The 16132-nt window shown below is 71.0% G+C and carries 15 protein-coding genes and 1 pseudogene; 10 read left to right on the top strand and 6 right to left on the bottom strand.

Annotated elements, in window-relative coordinates:
• Positions 1-35 precede the first annotated feature (35 nt).
• Together rpsI and glmM are read left to right on the top strand one after the other, a co-directional pair.
• Positions 36-557, top strand: coding sequence for a 30S ribosomal protein S9 (gene rpsI, locus IEY95_RS35515; RefSeq protein ID WP_189190312.1), 522 nt, complete (start codon positions 36-38; stop codon positions 555-557).
• A 178-nt stretch (positions 558-735) separates the two neighbouring features.
• Positions 736-2094 carry a phosphoglucosamine mutase gene (gene glmM, locus IEY95_RS35510; protein WP_189190311.1) on the top strand — a complete coding sequence of 453 codons (1359 nt, stop codon included), beginning with the start codon at positions 736-738 and terminating at the stop codon, positions 2092-2094.
• Here glmM and IEY95_RS35505 read toward each other — a convergent pair.
• Both IEY95_RS35505 and coaA read right to left on the bottom strand, forming a co-directional pair.
• Positions 2091-2273, bottom strand: a pseudogene (locus IEY95_RS35505) (DUF389 domain-containing protein); the annotation flags it as partial. The gene glmM and the pseudogene IEY95_RS35505 overlap by 4 nt on opposite strands.
• 40 nt (positions 2274-2313) lie before the next feature.
• Positions 2314-3303 carry a type I pantothenate kinase gene (coaA, locus tag IEY95_RS35500; protein ID WP_189190310.1) on the bottom strand — a complete coding sequence of 330 codons (990 nt, stop codon included), beginning with the start codon at positions 3301-3303 and terminating at the stop codon, positions 2314-2316.
• A 165-nt stretch (positions 3304-3468) separates the two neighbouring features.
• Between coaA and glmS the strand changes: the two genes are divergently transcribed.
• A complete protein-coding gene (gene glmS / locus IEY95_RS35495; protein ID WP_189190309.1) occupies positions 3469-5316 on the top strand; it encodes a glutamine--fructose-6-phosphate transaminase (isomerizing) in 1848 nt (615 codons plus the stop codon).
• Here the strand turns inward: glmS and IEY95_RS35490 are convergent.
• Together IEY95_RS35490 and IEY95_RS35485 are read right to left on the bottom strand one after the other, a co-directional pair.
• Complete coding sequence (locus IEY95_RS35490) at positions 5277-5498, bottom strand: DUF397 domain-containing protein (RefSeq protein WP_189190308.1); 222 nt, start codon at positions 5496-5498, stop codon at positions 5277-5279. The genes glmS and IEY95_RS35490 overlap by 40 nt on opposite strands.
• Positions 5499-5506: 8 nt before the next feature.
• Positions 5507-6358, bottom strand: a complete 852-nt coding sequence (locus IEY95_RS35485; RefSeq protein WP_189190307.1) for a DUF5753 domain-containing protein — start codon at positions 6356-6358, stop codon at positions 5507-5509.
• Between the two features lie 237 nt (positions 6359-6595).
• Here IEY95_RS35485 and IEY95_RS35480 point away from each other — a divergent pair, with 237 nt between their 5' ends.
• Positions 6596-7003 (top strand): ATP-binding protein, encoded by a 408-nt coding sequence (locus IEY95_RS35480; RefSeq protein ID WP_189190306.1) that lies wholly within the window; start codon positions 6596-6598, stop codon positions 7001-7003.
• A 46-nt stretch (positions 7004-7049) separates the two neighbouring features.
• Here the strand turns inward: IEY95_RS35480 and IEY95_RS35475 are convergent, their stop codons facing one another.
• Both IEY95_RS35475 and IEY95_RS35470 read right to left on the bottom strand, forming a co-directional pair.
• Entirely contained in the window at positions 7050-8807 is a 1758-nt protein-coding gene (locus IEY95_RS35475; protein ID WP_189190305.1) for a M16 family metallopeptidase, read from the bottom strand.
• A gap of 13 nt (positions 8808-8820) precedes the next feature.
• The gene (locus tag IEY95_RS35470) at positions 8821-9792 is read right to left on the bottom strand and encodes a hypothetical protein (RefSeq protein ID WP_189190304.1); all 972 of its coding nucleotides are present in this window, start codon (positions 9790-9792) and stop codon (positions 8821-8823) included.
• A gap of 120 nt (positions 9793-9912) precedes the next feature.
• Between IEY95_RS35470 and IEY95_RS35465 the strand changes: the two genes are divergently transcribed.
• The 6 genes from IEY95_RS35465 to tsaE all read left to right on the top strand — a co-directional run bounded on the left by IEY95_RS35465 (position 9913) and on the right by tsaE (position 15935).
• Positions 9913-10284 (top strand): holo-ACP synthase, encoded by a 372-nt coding sequence (locus IEY95_RS35465; protein WP_189190303.1) that lies wholly within the window; start codon positions 9913-9915, stop codon positions 10282-10284.
• 67 nt (positions 10285-10351) lie between these two features.
• Positions 10352-11782: an NAD(P)H-hydrate dehydratase gene (locus IEY95_RS35460; protein WP_189190302.1), complete on the top strand. Its 1431-nt coding sequence runs from the start codon at positions 10352-10354 to the stop codon at positions 11780-11782.
• 233 nt (positions 11783-12015) lie between these two features.
• Entirely contained in the window at positions 12016-12909 is an 894-nt protein-coding gene (locus IEY95_RS35455; protein ID WP_229703582.1) for a L,D-transpeptidase family protein, read from the top strand.
• A 77-nt stretch (positions 12910-12986) separates the two neighbouring features.
• Positions 12987-14144 carry an alanine racemase gene (alr, locus tag IEY95_RS35450; RefSeq protein ID WP_189190301.1) on the top strand — a complete coding sequence of 386 codons (1158 nt, stop codon included), beginning with the start codon at positions 12987-12989 and terminating at the stop codon, positions 14142-14144.
• Between the two features lie 56 nt (positions 14145-14200).
• On the top strand, positions 14201-15436 hold the full coding sequence (locus IEY95_RS35445) for an alpha/beta fold hydrolase (RefSeq protein WP_189190300.1): 1236 nt from the start codon (positions 14201-14203) through the stop codon (positions 15434-15436).
• Positions 15402-15935, top strand: coding sequence for a tRNA (adenosine(37)-N6)-threonylcarbamoyltransferase complex ATPase subunit type 1 TsaE (gene tsaE / locus IEY95_RS35440; protein ID WP_189190299.1), 534 nt, complete (start codon positions 15402-15404; stop codon positions 15933-15935). The genes IEY95_RS35445 and tsaE overlap by 35 nt, the downstream gene beginning before the upstream one ends.
• The last annotated feature ends 197 nt before the right edge of the window (positions 15936-16132 follow it).

Here is a 16132-nt window from a genome sequence, read left to right as displayed (position 1 = left end):
CACCCCCTAAGACGAAAAGAAATCTGAGGAGAATCGTGGCCGAGACCACCGTTGAGCAGCCGGTCGAAGAGACTGAGCTCGTCGACATCGACCAGTACACCACCGAGTCCGAGGTCCCCGTCGAGGGCGAGTACACCTCGGAGTCCCTCGCCGGCCGCTTCGGCGAGCCGCAGCCGGCCGCCGGCCTGGGCCGTCGTAAGAACGCCATTGCCCGCGTCCGGATCGTCCCGGGCTCCGGCAAGTGGAAGATCAACGGTCGCACCCTTGAGGACTACTTCCCCAACAAGGTGCACCAGCAGGAAGTCAACGAGCCCTTCAAGGTGCTCGAGCTCGACGGCCGCTACGACGTCATCGCCCGCATCTCGGGTGGCGGCGTCTCCGGTCAGGCCGGTGCCCTGCGCCTCGGCGTGGCCCGCGCCCTGAACGAGGCCGACGTGGACAACAACCGCGGCGCCCTCAAGAAGGCCGGCTTCCTCAAGCGCGACGACCGTGCGGTCGAGCGCAAGAAGGCCGGTCTCAAGAAGGCCCGCAAGGCTCCGCAGTACAGCAAGCGTTAATCTTCGCTGCCTGCTCGTACGCGTAGTACGCGTAGTACGTCCGAACGCCCCGGCGGCACGCCACAGTGCCGTCGGGGCGTTCGTTTATCACTGGCCTTGGGCGTATAACGGCACAAGGCGCTCAAAGGCTCGTGTGATCGGATGACTTCCGAACTCTGAAGCTTCCTCAGGAGGACAAGTGGGACGACTCTTCGGCACGGACGGCGTGCGCGGTGTCGCCAACGCGGATCTGACGGCCGAGCTCGCGCTCGGGCTCTCCGTGGCAGCGGCGCACGTACTGGCCGAGGCGGGCACGTTCGAGGGCCACCGGCCGGTCGCGGTGGTCGGGCGGGACCCGCGCGCGTCCGGGGAGTTCCTGGAGGCCGCCGTGGTCGCGGGCCTGGCCAGCGCCGGCGTGGACGTCCTGCTCGTCGGTGTGCTGCCCACCCCCGCGGTGGCGTACCTCACCGGTGCGCTGGGCGCCGACCTCGGCGTGATGCTCTCCGCCAGCCACAACGCCATGCCCGACAACGGGATCAAGTTCTTCGCCCGCGGCGGCCACAAGCTCGCCGACGAGCTGGAGGACCGGATCGAGGGCGTCTACGAGGAGCACCGCACCGGCGCTCCCTGGGACCGGCCCACCGGAGCCGGGGTCGGGCGCGTGCGCGCGTACGAGGAAGGGTTCGACCAGTACGTCGCCCACCTCGTCGGCGTACTGCCGAACCGCCTCGACGGAGTGAAGGTCGTCCTCGACGAGGCGCACGGTGCCGCCGCCCGGGTGTCGCCGGAGGCCTTCACACGGGCCGGCGCCGAGATCATCACGATCGGCGCCGAGCCGGACGGGCTCAACATCAACGACGGCTGCGGCTCCACCCACCTGGCCAAACTCCAGGCCGCCGTCCTCGAACACGGCGCCGACCTCGGCATCGCGCACGACGGCGACGCCGACCGCTGCCTCGCCGTGGACCACACGGGCGCCGAGGTGGACGGCGACCAGATCCTGGCCGTACTCGCGCTGGCGATGCGGGAGCGTTCCGCACTGCGCTCCGACACCGTCGTCGCGACCGTCATGTCCAACCTGGGCTTCAAGCTCGCCATGGAGCGCGAGGGTCTCTCGCTCGTCCAGACGGCGGTCGGTGACCGCTATGTCCTGGAGGAGATGAAGGAGCACGGCTACGCGCTCGGCGGCGAGCAGTCCGGGCACGTCATCATCCTCGACCACGCCACCACCGGCGACGGCACGCTGACCGGTCTGCTGCTGGCGGCCCGGGTCGCACAGACGGGCCGTACGCTCCGGGACCTCGCCTCGGTCATGGAGCGGCTGCCGCAGGTGCTGATCAATGTGCCCGACGTGGACAAGTCGCGGGTGAAGACCTCGGCCGAGCTGGCCGCCGCGGTGGCCGACGCCGAGCGCGAACTCGGAACCACCGGCCGGGTGTTGCTCCGTCCGTCGGGCACCGAGCCACTCGTACGGGTGATGGTCGAGGCCGCCGACATCGACCATGCGCGGTCGGTGGCCGAGCGGCTCGCCGACGCGGTGAAGTCGGCGCTCGGCTAGAACCGGCTCAGTTCCGCCGTGCGTTCGCGCTGCCGGGCCCAGAGCCACTTCTGGGCCGGCAGCGTGAGCGTGCAGGCCGGCACGATGCCCAGCAGGTTCAGCAGCAGCTGCTCGGTGGAGCCCCACGCCTGGTGGTACTCGGCGTAGCTGAAGGCGACGGCGGCGTTCGCGGCGGCCGGCTGCTCGGCACTGAACAGGCCGACCGCGTCCATGTCATGGTCAGAGTTTGCGCAGGCTCAGGCGCTGCACCTTGTGGTCGGGGCCCTTGCGCACGACGAGGGTCGCCCGGCCGCGCGTCGGGGCCACATTCTCCAGCAGGTTGGGCTTGTTGATGGTCCGCCAGGTCGTGCGGGCGTAGTCGAGCGCCTCCTCCTCGGAGACCTGGGTGTACTTGCGGAAGTACGAGTGGGGGTTCTGGAAGGCGGTCGCGCGCAGCTTGCGGAAGCGGTTGAGGTACCAGGCCTCGATGTCCTCGGGCCGGGCGTCCACGTACACGCTGAAGTCGAAGTAGTCCGCGAGGCCGACGCGGGTGCGGCCGTCCTTGCCGGGCAGGGCCGGCTGCAGCACGTTCAGGCCTTCGACGATGAGGATGTCGGGGCGACGGACCGTGAGCTTCTGGCCGGGCACGATGTCGTAGATGAGGTGCGAGTAGACGGGGGCGGTGACCTCGTCCTTGCCCGCTTTGATGTCGGCGACGAACCGGGTCAGAGCGCGGCGGTCGTACGACTCGGGGAAGCCTTTCCGTGACATCAGGCCACGGGCTTCCAGCTCCTTGGTGGGCAGCAGGAAGCCGTCCGTGGTGACCAGCTCGACGCGCGGGTGCTCGGGCCAGCGGGAGAGCAGGGCCTGCAGGAGCCGGGCGACGGTGGACTTGCCGACGGCCACCGAACCGGCGACCCCAATGACGAACGGGGTGCCCGACTGGGAGCCCTTCTCGCCGAGGAAGGTGTTCAGGGCGCCTCTGAGTCCGTCCGTGTTGCCGATGTACAGATTGAGCAGTCTGGACAGCGGCAGATAGATGTCGCGGACCTCGTCGAGGTCGATGACGTCGCCCAGACCGCGCAGCTTCTCGACCTCCTCGGCGTTCAGCGGGAGCGGCGTCTTTTCGCGCAGCGCGCTCCACTCGGCACGGGTGAGGTCGACGTAGGGAGTCGCCTCCGGCCTGGACCGGTGGGCGCTCCGGGATATCGAGGAGACCGGAGAGATCACAGTCCATTGTTACGGGAGTATGGACGGGATGGGGGGTGGGGTCCGTCACGCCGGGTTACACAGGGTGGCGTCGGGGCCCTGGGCCGGCGCCGAGGGCGGCTGGAATTTCCGATATCGGGCACGCAGTGCCGGGATCGGGCGGGTGTGGGCCCTTAGGCTGCGGCCATGTGCGGAATCGTGGGATACGTGGGGTCGCAGCCGGCGCTTGACGTGGTGATGGCCGGACTGAAGCGGCTGGAATACCGGGGATACGACTCGGCGGGCGTCGCCGTGCCGGCGGACGGCGGGCTCGCCGCCGCGAAGAAGGCCGGCAAGCTCGTCAACCTGGAGAAGGAGCTGGTCGAACGGCCGCTGCCGACGGGAACGACGGCCATCGGGCACACCCGCTGGGCCACCCACGGCGGCCCCACGGACGCCAACGCGCATCCGCATCTGGACAACGCGGGCCGGGTCGCCGTCGTCCACAACGGAATCATCGAGAACTTCGCCCTGCTGCGCGCCGAGTTGGCCGAGCGGGGACACGACCTGGTCTCCGAGACGGACACCGAGGTGGTCGCGCATCTGCTCGCCGAGGAGTTCTCGTCCTGCGCCGATCTGGCGGAGGCGATGCGGCTGGTGTGCCGTCGGCTGGAGGGCGCGTTCACGCTGGTCGCGGTGCACGCCGACGAGCCGGACGTGGTGGTCGGAGCGCGCCGCAACTCACCGCTCGTGGTGGGCGTCGGGGAGGGCGAGGCCTTTCTCGCCTCGGACGTCGCCGCGTTCATCGCCCATACGCGGTCGGCGATCGAGCTGGGGCAGGACCAGGTGGTGGAACTGCGCCGGGACGGCGTGACGGTCACCGGCTTCGACGGCCGCCCCGCCGACGTGCGCTCGTACCACGTCGACTGGGACGCCTCGGCGGCCGAGAAGGGGGGTTATGACTACTTCATGCTCAAGGAGATCGCCGAGCAGCCCAAGGCCGTGGCCGATACGCTCCTCGGCCGTATCGACGCGGCCGGCTCGCTGACGCTGGACGAGGTGCGCATCCCGGCGTCGGTGCTGCGCGAGATCGACAAGGTCGTCATCGTGGCGTGCGGTACGGCTTTCCACGCCGGGCTGATCGCCAAGTACGCCATCGAGCACTGGACGCGGATTCCGTGCGAGGTGGAGCTGGCGAGCGAGTTCCGCTATCGCGACCCGATCCTCGACCCGCGCACCCTCGTCATCGCCATCTCGCAGTCCGGCGAGACCATGGACACGCTGATGGCGCTGCGGCACGCCCGCGAGCAGGGCTCCAAGGTGCTGGCGATCTGCAACACGAACGGCTCGACGATCCCGCGCGAGTCGGACGCCGTCCTGTACACGCATGCGGGCCCGGAGGTCGCGGTCGCGTCCACGAAGGCGTTCCTGACGCAGCTGGTCGCCTGCTACCTGGTCGCCCTGTATCTGGGCCAGGTCCGCGGCACCAAGTGGGGCGACGAGATCCAGGCCCTCGTCCGCGAGCTCTCCCGGATCTCCCGCGAGGTCGAGCGGGTCCTGGAAACCATGGAACCGGTACGGGAGCTGGCGCGCTCCCTGGCCGACAAGAACACCGTGCTGTTCCTGGGGCGGCACGTGGGGTACCCGGTCGCGCTCGAAGGCGCCCTCAAGCTGAAGGAACTGGCGTACATGCACGCCGAGGGCTTCGCGGCGGGCGAGCTGAAGCACGGCCCGATCGCGCTGATCGAGGAGGACCTGCCGGTGGTGGTCGTGGTGCCGTCCCCGCGCGGCCGCTCGGTCCTGCACGACAAGATCGTGTCCAACATCCAGGAGATCCGGGCGCGGGGCGCGCGCACGATCGTCATCGCGGAGGAGGGCGACGAGGCGGTCGTGCCCTACGCCGACCACCTGATCCGCATCCCCGCGACGCCCACCCTCCTCCAGCCGCTGGTGTCGACGGTCCCCCTGCAGGTGTTCGCCTGCGAGCTGGCGACGGCTCGGGGGAACGAGGTGGATCAGCCTCGGAACCTGGCGAAGTCGGTCACGGTGGAGTGAGTCGCCTTCAGGGCGTCGATGAAGGTGGTGAAGGCTCCGGCCGGGAAGGTGAGGGGGGTCCTGGCCGGGGTCTTGGAGTCGCGGATGGATATGTGGGTGGGGGTGGTCGCGATTTCGACGCAGGAGTCGCCGTCCCCAGGGCCTGAGTAGGACGACTTCCGCCAGGTGTTGGGGGTGTCCATCGAATGCCTCACAGCTCTTTCGTCAGCCTGTGGATGAAGTCGCGCGACCGTTCCGGGTCGAGCGAGACCGCCTCCACTTTACGGAAGAGTGTTCGAAAGGCGCCGAGCTGGGCTTCGGAGTCGATGAAAGCCGCGCCATGGGGTGCATCGCGTACGACGGTGTCCAGCCTGGGTACGCGACCGCCTGTGTGCGTCATGGCGCTTGCGGCACCGGCGAATCCCTCCAGATCGAAGGGGATGACGCGCACGGTGATGTGGCCCGCCTCGGAGAGTTCGAGGAGCCGGGCGAGTTGGGTTCGTGAGGCGGCTCGGTCGGTGACCGTGATGCGCAGCGCCGCCTCGTGGATGACCGCCTCATACGGCGTGGGGGTGGGGCCTTCCAGGATCACCTTGCGTCGCATCCGGTGCAGAACGCGCAACTCGACGTCCTCGTGCGGGAGTTCAGGAACCCGGTAGGAGTAGACGGCGCGGGCGTAGTCCTCCGTCTGGAGCGGGCCGGGGATGAACAGGAACTGAACCTCACGCAGGAATGCGGCATGGTGCTCCAACTCGGCGAGGTCGAGAAACGGAGTCGGTAGCAAGCCGCGGTACTCCTCCCACCAACCGCGTGTCCGATCGGTGGCCAGCGCTACCAGGGCGTCGATGAACTCGCCGTCCGTGCACGAGTAGTGGGAGGCGAGGCGGCGCAGTCGCGCCTCGCTCACACCCGCGAGGGCGGACTCGATGTGGCTGATCTGGACAGGGCTCACTCCGAGCAGCGCTGCTGCCTCGCGGGCGGCGAGGCCTGCTGCGTCGCGGAGCCTGCGCAGTTCGACCCCCAGGCGCGTTTGACGTGCCGTTGGTTCGCGCCTCAGCGCCATGTACTGCTCCTCGGTGGTCCAACGCGCCTATGGGCGCGACTCGTTCGGGGGCAGATTACGCGATTCCCTTGCAAGGTATGAATGATTAGACCTACCGTCGGTGACGCGACGCACACGCTGCGGATTGCCGGGACCCCGGAAGCGCACCGCCCCGTCCTGCCACGACGGCTGCGGCAATGCCACCCCCGCGCCAGGCGCAGTTCTCCGAAACCCCCACCATCGAACCGGAGTTGACGCATGCCCGAAACCGAACCGTGGGAGTACTGGCTGTACATCCCGAACGACCCGCGCGCCGTCACCGTGAGCCGCCGCACCCTTCGTCTGATCCTCACCGTGCACGGACTGATCCGCCTGGCCGACACCGCCGAACTTCTCGCGACGGAGTTGGTCTCCAATGCCGTACGCCATACGAAAGGGCCCGCGGCGCTCCGCGTCCGCTGGTCGGCCGGTGTCCTGCGGATCGGCGCGTGGGACGCCGACCCCGAGCCGCCCGGACCACCGGGGAAGCTGGAGCAGCTCAGTGAGGCCGAGGAAGGTCGGGGGCTGGCGCTGGTCCGGGCGTGCTCGGACCTGTGGGGGTGGCAGCCGCTGTCCAGGTTCGGCAACCGGGGCAAATACGTGTGGTGCGAGCTCGCTGCCGCTTGACCGCGTACCGGGCGTTGCCCCAACGGGGGAGTGGCGCGCCGCAGGGTCAGCAGTCCGCGCGGGCCCGGGCCCGCCGTTGGCGCATGGCCCGTATTTGCCACAGCAGCGGCAGTTCCAGGAACCAGAAGAGGAAGATGCGCGCGCCGTCCGTGTGCGCGGAGCCGGTCTCGTCCACGGTGACGGCCGTGCCGAGCATGGCCCAGGCGATCGCGAGCACACCGAAGAACCAGAGCGCGGCCGTCCAGCCCCGCCCCGCCGTCCCACCCTGGCCTCGCCGCTGCCTGGCGCGCTCCGGCTCCGGCTCCGACTCCGGCGGCTGCGGGATCCGCTCTGGGTCCCGCGCCGGCATCCGCACCACCACAGCGGCCGAAACCGCCGCGTCTACGGCCGCGATCCGCTCCGGTGTGACGCCCCGGAACAGCGTCGGCTCGATGGTCACGGAGAAGCCGTCGTTGCCGGTGAGGGAGCGGGCCCCGTCGGGGCGGGCGGTCATCGCCGCGCAGGCGTCGTACCGCACGCTGACCGGGCCTCCCGGGGTCAGCAGGCTGACGCCTTCGGTGCCGATCGACAAGGTGACTCGCTCGTCCCCCAGGGACTGGTGCCGGGTGCCGGTCAGAGCGGCCTCGGAGTACTGCGGCGCCGGGGTGAAGCCCGCCCAGTCGGCGTCCCGGCCCGGCACCTGGAGCAGCCCGTCGGCCCACGCCTCCCGGGCGACCTCGCGCAGATCGGCGACGGTCACCGCGTGCAGCTCTGCCCGGCCCTGCTCGGGGGTGAGGAGGCGATGGCCGAGGAGCAGGCTGAGCGCGAACGACGGCAGCAGGGCGGCGGAGAGGTCCGGAGTGTTGTACGCCTTCAGCGCCTTGGCGCGCGCCGAGTCCAGTTCGGCCTGTTCGATCCTGCCCGCCCGCAGCCGGGCGAGCGTGTCGACGAAGCCGCCGACGACCGCGTCCTGCTTCTGCGGCAGCGCGTCGGCGTACCCGGTGAGGGTGGCGAAGTCGGCGTCGCGCGGGGAGTAGTCGGCCTCCGCCGAGTACGAGTAGCCGCCCTCCTGGCGCAGGTCCCGGTAGAGGGCACGGCCGAGGACGTCGGCGAAGACCGCCGCGGCGGTGGAGCGGCGTACGACCGCGTTGAACACGACGCGGCCGTCGTCGCCCCGGATGTAGGCGGGCGTGACCGGTAGCGCGCTGGTCGGGGCGGGCGCGGAGATGCGGGTCCCGGCGGGCAGGGTCAGGTCCAGGCCGTCCGGCACGTGGTCGCTGGTGATCCACAGCACCGCGTTGTCGCGGGTGAACCGGGCCTCGGCCCACTGCCGGACCTGGTCGGCGGTGAGGGTCCGGGTGCCGAGCTCGTTGCAGCTGGTCAGACCGTAGCCCTGGGCGCCGTAACGCCACAGCGGCAACTGGGAGTCGGGCCCGCCGCCCCGGCCCGCGGCCTCGGTCCGCAGGATCTCCTTCTCGGTCTCCAGCCGGTCCAGCGGCAGGTCGCGCAGCGCTGCGCAGACGCTGTTGAGGTACTCGACCACCTCGTCCTCGTCGCCCGTGACCTGGAAGTGGGTGTACGTCATCGACGTGGTGCCGTTGTAGTGCAGGTCGGACAGGCCCAGGCGGTGCAGCGCGAGGTGCTCGACGAGATGCGTGATCCCGGCCGTGGGTAGGGTTTCGTCGGCACGGCCCACGCGGAAGAGCAGCCCGGCGGTGACCTCGCCCGCGCCGGGTGCGTAGAGAGTGGGAATGCCCTGGGTGGTGGTGTGGGAGACCAGGTCGGAGAGGGCGTCGAGGCCCGAGCCGTGCAGGTCGGTGGTCATGGATCGGTCCCCCTCAGAGCGTCGCCAGCGCGGATGTGCGGTACTTGACGAAGGCGGCCTTCGGATCGTTCAGATAGCGCCACGGGAACTCGGCGGCCCGGTCGCCCAAGGCGGCGAAGTGAGGGGCCGCGTCCTCGAAGTGGCCACCGAGGGAGAAGGCCATCGCGAACGCGCTGTGCGCGTCGATCCATTGCCAGCCCGGCCGGTAGTCGTGGTGCAGCACGGACACCCGGGCAGCGGAGCGCAGATCGTTGCGGACCGACACGTCCCGCAGGTACGCCTTGTGCGCGGCGCCGTCGAGGTCCATCCAGTGCTCCAGATGAGCCAGGGCGACCAGCGCCCCCGCGTGCGAGCCGTCGGGCGCGGCGCTCGTGCACTCCCGGGCCAGACCGTGCGCCGCCTCCCAGGAGCCGCCCCACTTCGGACACACCTGCTGCAGCAGCTGCATCTGTGCCGCGTAGTGGTGCGGATGGTGGGAGGAGAGACGGTCGTAGCGGCGGCGGGCCTCGGACAGTCCCAGCCCCAGGCCACGCGCGGTCAGCAGCCGGGCGGTCCAGGCGGGGGCGTTCTCGGGCTGCTCGGCGCACACCTCGATCAGGATCCGCTCGGCCTTTCGCAGCCAAGCGTGGAACCGGTCGAACTGCTCCAGCGAGACGTGCGTGGCCGGGGCGCGGCCGCGGGTCTCCCAGCCCAGATGGATGTACCGCTCGGCGAGCAGCGTGCGCGGCAGCGGATCTGCGGGGGCATCGGCCGCGGCCTGTTCCAGATACGTCTCGACCCCGGCGATGTCGCCGAGGACGTCCGCCGCGAAGGTGACCTTCTCTGCGGAGTCGAGTCCCGTGAAGAACGTCCGGGTGGCGGCCCAGTCGCCGTTCGCCGCGGCGGTGCGTAGCGGAGCGAGTTCGGGCAGCGTGTCGAACGGGTCGAAAGACGGTACCGGCGAGGTGCCGGATCTGCCGGCCTCGCCGCTGGTCGCACTGGTCATGTCTCCGCCCCCTGGCGTTCCCGGCCCTCCAGGGCGCGCTGACGTGTACAGGCCGTATTGCTGAGGTCGCAGCAGGCTAGCAGCAGGTTCGGACAGTGCGTCAGCCGTAGGCTGCCCGACATGAGCATCATCGGGGTCGGTATCGACGTGGCCGAGATCGACCGGTTCCGGGCGTCGCTGGAGCGTACGCCCGGACTGGCCGACCGGGTTTTCATCGAAGAGGAGTTGTACCTGCCGAGCGGTGAGCGCCGGGGCATCGCGTCCCTGGCCGCACGCTTCGCCGCGAAGGAGGCGCTGGCCAAGGCGCTGGGCGCCCCGGCGGGCCTGTACTGGACCGACGCCGAGGTCTATGTCGAGGACAGCGGCCAGCCGCGGCTGCGGGTGAAGGGCACGGTGGCGGCCCGGGCGGCTGAACTGGGCGTGAAGTCGTGGCATGTGTCGCTGAGTCATGACGCGGGTGTGGCTTCGGCGGTGGTGGTGGCCGAGGGGTAGGTCGCCCCGCGGCGCCGTGCCCGGGCTTTGAGCGCACGGCGGGCGTCGGTACGGGAGACTCGGCGGTATGCGTACTGCGTACAGCGTGGAGACCGTAAGAACCGCCGAGCGGGAGCTGATGGCGCGGCTTCCCGAGGGGGCGTTGATGCAGCGCGCGGCCGCGGGACTGGCCGCGGCCTGCGCGGAGTTGCTGGGACGGGTGTACGGCAGCCGGGTCGTGCTGCTGATCGGCAGCGGCGACAACGGGGGCGACGCCCTCTATGCGGGGGCGCGCCTCGCCCGCCGCGGCGCGGGTGTCACCGCGGTGCTGCTCGCCCCTGAACGGACGCACGCCGGAGGGCTGGCGGCGCTGCGGCGGGCGGGGGGCACCTCGGCCGCCCCCGCTGCCGCCGAGCGGCTCATCCGGCGCGCCGACCTCGTCGTCGACGGCATCGTCGGGATCGGCGGCAAGGGCGGGCTGAGGCCCGACGCCGCGCCGCTGGCCGAGCTCGCCGCGGACTCCCGTGCCGCCGTGGTCGCCGTCGATCTGCCGAGCGGCATCGAGGCGGACACCGGGGAGGTCCTCGGCGCGGCGGTGCGCGCCGACCTCACCGTGACCTTCGGGACGCACAAACCGGGGCTGCTCATCGATCCGGCACGCGAGTACGCCGGTTCCGTACGCCTCGTCGACATCGGGCTCGAACTGCCCGCCGAGGCCGAGCTGGAGGCCCTGCAGCACACGGACGTCGCGGCTCGGCTGCCGGTGCCCGGGGCGGCGAGCGACAAGTACCGGCGCGGTGTCGTCGGGATCGCCGCCGGGTCCGCGCGCTATCCCGGTGCGGCGGTGCTCGCCGTGTCCGGAGCGCTGCGGGGTGGGGCGGGGGCCGTGCGGTACGTCGGACCCGCGGCGGACGCGGTGATCGCGCGTTTCCCGGAGACCCTCGTCTCCGGCCAGGGGCCCGCGCGGGCCGGACGGGTCCAGGCGTGGGTCGTGGGGCCCGGGGCCGGGGACGACGCGTCGGCCGTCGCGGAGGTGCTCGCGGCGGAGGTGCCCGTGCTGGTGGACGCGGACGGGTTGCGGCTCGCGGACCGGGACGCCGTACGGGCGCGGAGTGCGCCCACGTTGATGACCCCGCACGCCGGGGAGGCCGCCGCACTGCTCGGGGTTTCGCGGGAGGCCGTGGAGGGGGCTCGGCTGGCTTCCGTGCGGGAATTGGCGGGGCTGTACGAGGCGACGGTGTTGCTCAAGGGGGCGACGACGCTGGTGGCCGATGCGAGGGGTGGGGCTGCGCGGGTGAATTCCACGGGGACGGCCTGGCTGGCCACCGCGGGGAGTGGGGACGTGCTGTCCGGGCTCGCCGGCTCGCTGCTCGCGGCGGGGTTGTCCGCGTTGGATGCGGGGAGTGCGGCCGCGTATCTCCATGGGCTTGCGGGGCGTTTTGCCGCGGACGGGGCGCCTGCCGGGGCCCACGACGTGGCTGCCGCCATCCCGGATGCCTGGCGGGACGTTCGCGACTGAGCGCCGGGAGGGTTTTCGCCCCCGCCGCCCCTACCCATTCCCGTACCTGGGGGCTGCGCCCCCAGACCCCCTGGTTTGTTCTTTTTGTGCGGGTCGGTGGGGGCTTGTCGCGCAGTTCCCCGCGCCCCTGAAGGGGGCGGCAGTCTCCCGAGGAAACAAAGGTCTGGCCGAATGGGGGACTCGGTCGGCGCGGCTCAGGCGGGGGCGGCGATTCGTTGCGTATGGCTGATTGCATGATGATCAGACATATGCGGTGCCGGGGCGCGGCGATGGTGCTCGCGCTGCTGGCCGTTTTGCCCATGGAGAGTGCCGTCGCGGACAGCGGACCCCCCGCTCCCGGGCCGGGGAGCGAGCTGGTGCCCGGTGTGCCCCCGGGCCCCCATCAGCCGTGGCAGATCGATACGCCGGACCAGATGCTCGCGCCGAAGGTGTACACCCCCACCGCCGCGGAGGACGCCGTCGAGCCACGGAACGCACCGCCCGGAACGGACGCGCTCATCGAGTACGTACCGCTCGGCGACGCCGCCGCAGGCAAAGCCGTGACGTGCAGCAAACGGACGGGGCCGTATCAACGGCAGGTCGAGCGGTGGCTGAAGCTGGAGGCGGACGGGAAGCAGTCCGCCGCCGATTGTGTGGCGATTCGGGCATTTCAGACGCGATACAAGATCAAGCCGAACTCCGGGTTCGCCGGATCCGTCACCTGGGCCCATATGCAACTGCTCTCGGCGAGGAAGAACCCGAACGCGGCCAAGAAGTGCCCCGTCCGGTCGTACCGCGTCGCCTGCGTGGACCTGACCCGCCAGCTGACCTGGGTACAGAAGGGGAAGAAGGTGCTGTGGGGGCCGACGCCGATGCGCAGCGGGCGGGCCGGATACCGGACCCGTACGGGCTGGTTCAAGGTCTACTGGAAGCACAAGAACCACTGGTCGACGCTGTACAACAGCCCCATGCCGTACAGCCAGTTCTTCAGCGGCGGACAGGCCTTCCACGCCATCTACGGCAGCATCTACGACCCCAACGGCTCGTGGGGCTGCGTCAATCTGCGCCTCGCCGACGCCCGCAAACTGTGGAGCGTCACGAAGACGGGCGACCACGTGTACGTGTGGGGACACAGGGCCGGCACCTGATGCCGGACGGCCAGACGGCCCCCTACCGGTACCGGCGCCGAGGCGCTGTCAGCCCCCTCTGAGACACTGGGGGCGCGATGAACGAGACAGCACCCCTGCGCGCCCGCGCCGAGATCGACCTGGCAGCCCTTCGGGCCAATGTGCGGACCCTGCGCGCCCACGCGCCGTCCGCGGCCGTGATGGCCGTGGTCAAGTCCGACGCGTATGGCCACGGGGCGGTGCCGTGTGCCCGCGCGGCGCGTGAGGCGGGCGCCACCTGGCTCGGCACCGCAACCCCCGAGGAGGCCCTCGCCCTGCGAGCGGCCGGACTCGAAGGGCGGATCATGTGCTGGCTCTGGACACCCGGCGGCCCCTGGAAGCAGGCCATCGAGGCCGACCTCGACGTGTCGGTGAGTGGCATGTGGGCGCTGCGGGAGGTGGTGCGGGCGGCCCGGGACGCCTCCGCGCCCGCCCGTGTCCAGCTCAAGGCCGACACCGGCCTCGGACGGAGCGGCTGTCAGCCCGCCGACTGGCCCGAGCTCGTCCGGGAGGCGCTGAGCGCCGAGGCCCAAGGGCTCATCACCGTCACCGGTCTCTGGTCGCACCTCGCCTGTGCCGACGAGCCCGGTCACCCCTCCATCCAGGCCCAACTCAGGCATTTTCGCGAGATGGTGAGGTACGCCGAGGAGCAGGGCGTCCGCCCCGAGGTGCGGCACATCGCCAACTCGCCTGCCACGCTGACCCTTCCCGAGAGCCACTTCGACCTCGTCCGCACGGGCATCGCGGTCTACGGCATCTCGCCGAGCCCCGAGCTCGGCACTCCTGCCGACTTCGGGCTGCGCCCGGTGATGACGCTGAGCGCGTCGCTCGCGCTGGTGAAGCACGCGCCGGGTGGCCACGGCGTCAGTTACGGACATCACTACACCACGCCCGGCGACACCACCCTCGGCCTCGTGCCCGTCGGCTACGCGGACGGCATCCCGCGCCATGCCTCCGGCACCGGTCCGGTGCTGGTCGGCGGCAAATGGCGTACGGTCGCCGGCCGGGTCGCGATGGACCAGTTCGTCGTCGATCTCGGCGGGGACGAACCGGCGCCCGGCGCGGAGGCGGTCCTGTTCGGCCCGGGCGACCGCGGCGAGCCGACCGCCGAGGACTGGGCCCGGGCGGCGGGCACGATCGCCTACGAAATCGTCACCCGGATCGGAACCCGCGTTCCGCGCGTCTACGTCAATGTGAACGAGGAACAAGACGGGTAACACCCCCCTGGCAGAGCAGAACCCGGCGGCGAGCGAAGAACGAAGAGGAGCGGGACGTGAGCGAGAGCAGCGCGGAGGTCGTCGCGAGTGCGGCCTCGGCGGCCGCCGCCTCCGCCGGGAACTGGCGCAAGGCCGGTGTCGTGGGCGCCGCGATAGGCGTGGTCGCGGCGGGCGCCGCCGCCGGCGTCGCCATAGAGCGGCTCACGGTCGGCCGCGGCATGCGCCAGAAGGCCCGCCTCGCCCTCGACTCGGCGGGCCCGTACGGCTCGCTGCGGGGCACCCCCGGCAAGGCGTACGCCGATGACGGCAGCGAGCTGTACTACGAGGTCGACGACGCCGAGCCGGAGGCTCCGCTCGCCCCGCGCCGCCGCCGGCTCTTCGGCCGCAAGGCCCCGGTCCCCGTCACCGTCGTCTTCAGCCACGGCTACTGCCTCAACCAGGACTCCTGGCACTTCCAGCGCGCCGCGCTGCGCGGTGTGGTGCGCACTGTGCACTGGGACCAGCGCAGCCACGGGCGGTCGGGGCGGGGCGTCGCCCAGACGGAGGACGGGACGCCGGTCACCATCGACCAGCTCGGACGTGACCTGAAGGCCGTCATCGACGCGGCCGTGCCCGACGGGCCGATCGTGCTGGTCGGGCACTCCATGGGCGGCATGACCGTCATGGCCCTCGCCGACCAGTTCCCCGAGCTGATCCGCGACCGGGTGGTCGCCGTCGCCCTCGTCGGCACGTCGTCGGGGCGGCTCGGCGAGGTCAACTTCGGGCTGCCCCTCGCGGGCGTCAACGCGGTGCGACGCGTGCTCCCCGGCGTACTGAAGGCGCTCGGGCAGCAGGCCGCCCTGGTGGAGCGGGGGCGGCGGGCCACGGCCGATCTGTTCGCCGGGGTCATCAAGCGGTACTCGTTCGCCACCCGGGACGTGGATCCCGCGGTCGAGCGGTTCGCCGAGCGGATGATCGAGAGCACGCCGATCGACGTGGTCGCCGAGTTCTATCCGGCGTTCACCGAGCACGACAAGACCGCCGCGCTCGCGCACTTCACCGAGATGCCCGTCCTCGTCCTCGCCGGGGTCAAGGACCTGGTGACTCCGAGCGAGCACAGCGAGGCGATCGCCGACCTGCTGCCGGACGCCGAGCTGGTGCTCGTACCCGACGCCGGACACCTGGTGATGCTGGAGCACCCCGAGGTCGTCATAGACCGTCTCGCCGACCTGCTCATGCGCGCGGGTGCCGTCCCGGCAGGGGCTACCGTGGGTGGCTATGGAAGCACCAGCAGCACCGCACAACCCGGCTGAGCCCGCGCAGGACGGCGTCAGCGTGCAGATCACCGTCAACTCCCCCGAACAGATGCAGGAGTTGGGCCGCCGACTCGCCAAGCTGCTGCGCGCGGGCGACCTCGTGATGCTGAACGGGGAGCTCGGCGCGGGCAAGACCACGCTGACCCGTGGGCTCGGCGAGGGGCTCGGCGTCCGGGGCGCGGTCACCTCGCCGACCTTCGTCATCGCGCGTGTGCACCCCTCCCTCGGGGGCGGTCCTCCGCTCGTCCACGTGGACGCGTACCGCCTGGGCGGCGGGCTCGACGAGATGGAGGACCTTGACCTCGACGTGTCGCTCTCCGACTCGGTGATCGTCGTGGAGTGGGGCGAGGGCAAGGTCGAGGAGCTGACCGACGACCGGCTGCTCGTCGTCATCCACCGGGCCGTCGGGGACACCACGGACGAGGTACGGCACGTCACGCTGACGGGGTTCGGCGAGCGCTGGGCGACGGCCGATCTGAGCGTCCTGTCGGCCTGACCGGTTTGGCGCGCCACTCGGCTGCCCGGCCACCGCCTCCCGGCCTGGGCCTTCGTGGGTTCCGGCCAGTTCTTCATGAAGGTTCCGACGTGGGTTCCGGCCAGTTCTTCATGAAGGTTCCGACAAGACGTCGGCAAGATATTGCGTTCGGCATCCCGGCCGTGGTCACATGGACATCAGTACGTAGTTAGGTCTAC

This window comes from Streptomyces albiflavescens, assembly GCF_014645835.1.
GTDB classification, from domain to species: Bacteria; Actinomycetota; Actinomycetes; order Streptomycetales; family Streptomycetaceae; genus Streptomyces; species Streptomyces albiflavescens.
This window is presented reverse-complemented; position numbering and strand designations above follow the sequence as displayed.

What these genes read in the sequence shown, in the direction of transcription:
- IEY95_RS35475 (WP_189190305.1), bottom strand. Translation starts at nt 8,807, where the DNA reads ATGACCACCGACCTGCACGGCTCGGGCCTCGACGCCCTCTCCGACCTG.
- IEY95_RS35470 (WP_189190304.1), bottom strand. Translation starts at nt 9,792, where the DNA reads ATGACCAGTGCGACCAGCGGCGAGGCCGGCAGATCCGGCACCTCGCCG.
- glmS (WP_189190309.1), top strand. Translation starts at nt 3,469, where the DNA reads ATGTGCGGAATCGTGGGATACGTGGGGTCGCAGCCGGCGCTTGACGTG.
- IEY95_RS35485 (WP_189190307.1), bottom strand. Translation starts at nt 6,358, where the DNA reads ATGGCGCTGAGGCGCGAACCAACGGCACGTCAAACGCGCCTGGGGGTC.
- IEY95_RS35460 (WP_189190302.1), top strand. Translation starts at nt 10,352, where the DNA reads ATGCGTACTGCGTACAGCGTGGAGACCGTAAGAACCGCCGAGCGGGAG.
- tsaE (WP_189190299.1), top strand. Translation starts at nt 15,402, where the DNA reads ATGGAAGCACCAGCAGCACCGCACAACCCGGCTGAGCCCGCGCAGGAC.
- alr (WP_189190301.1), top strand. Translation starts at nt 12,987, where the DNA reads ATGAACGAGACAGCACCCCTGCGCGCCCGCGCCGAGATCGACCTGGCA.
- IEY95_RS35465 (WP_189190303.1), top strand. Translation starts at nt 9,913, where the DNA reads ATGAGCATCATCGGGGTCGGTATCGACGTGGCCGAGATCGACCGGTTC.
- IEY95_RS35480 (WP_189190306.1), top strand. Translation starts at nt 6,596, where the DNA reads ATGCCCGAAACCGAACCGTGGGAGTACTGGCTGTACATCCCGAACGAC.
- IEY95_RS35490 (WP_189190308.1), bottom strand. Translation starts at nt 5,498, where the DNA reads ATGGACACCCCCAACACCTGGCGGAAGTCGTCCTACTCAGGCCCTGGG.
- IEY95_RS35455 (WP_229703582.1), top strand. Translation starts at nt 12,016, where the DNA reads ATGATGATCAGACATATGCGGTGCCGGGGCGCGGCGATGGTGCTCGCG.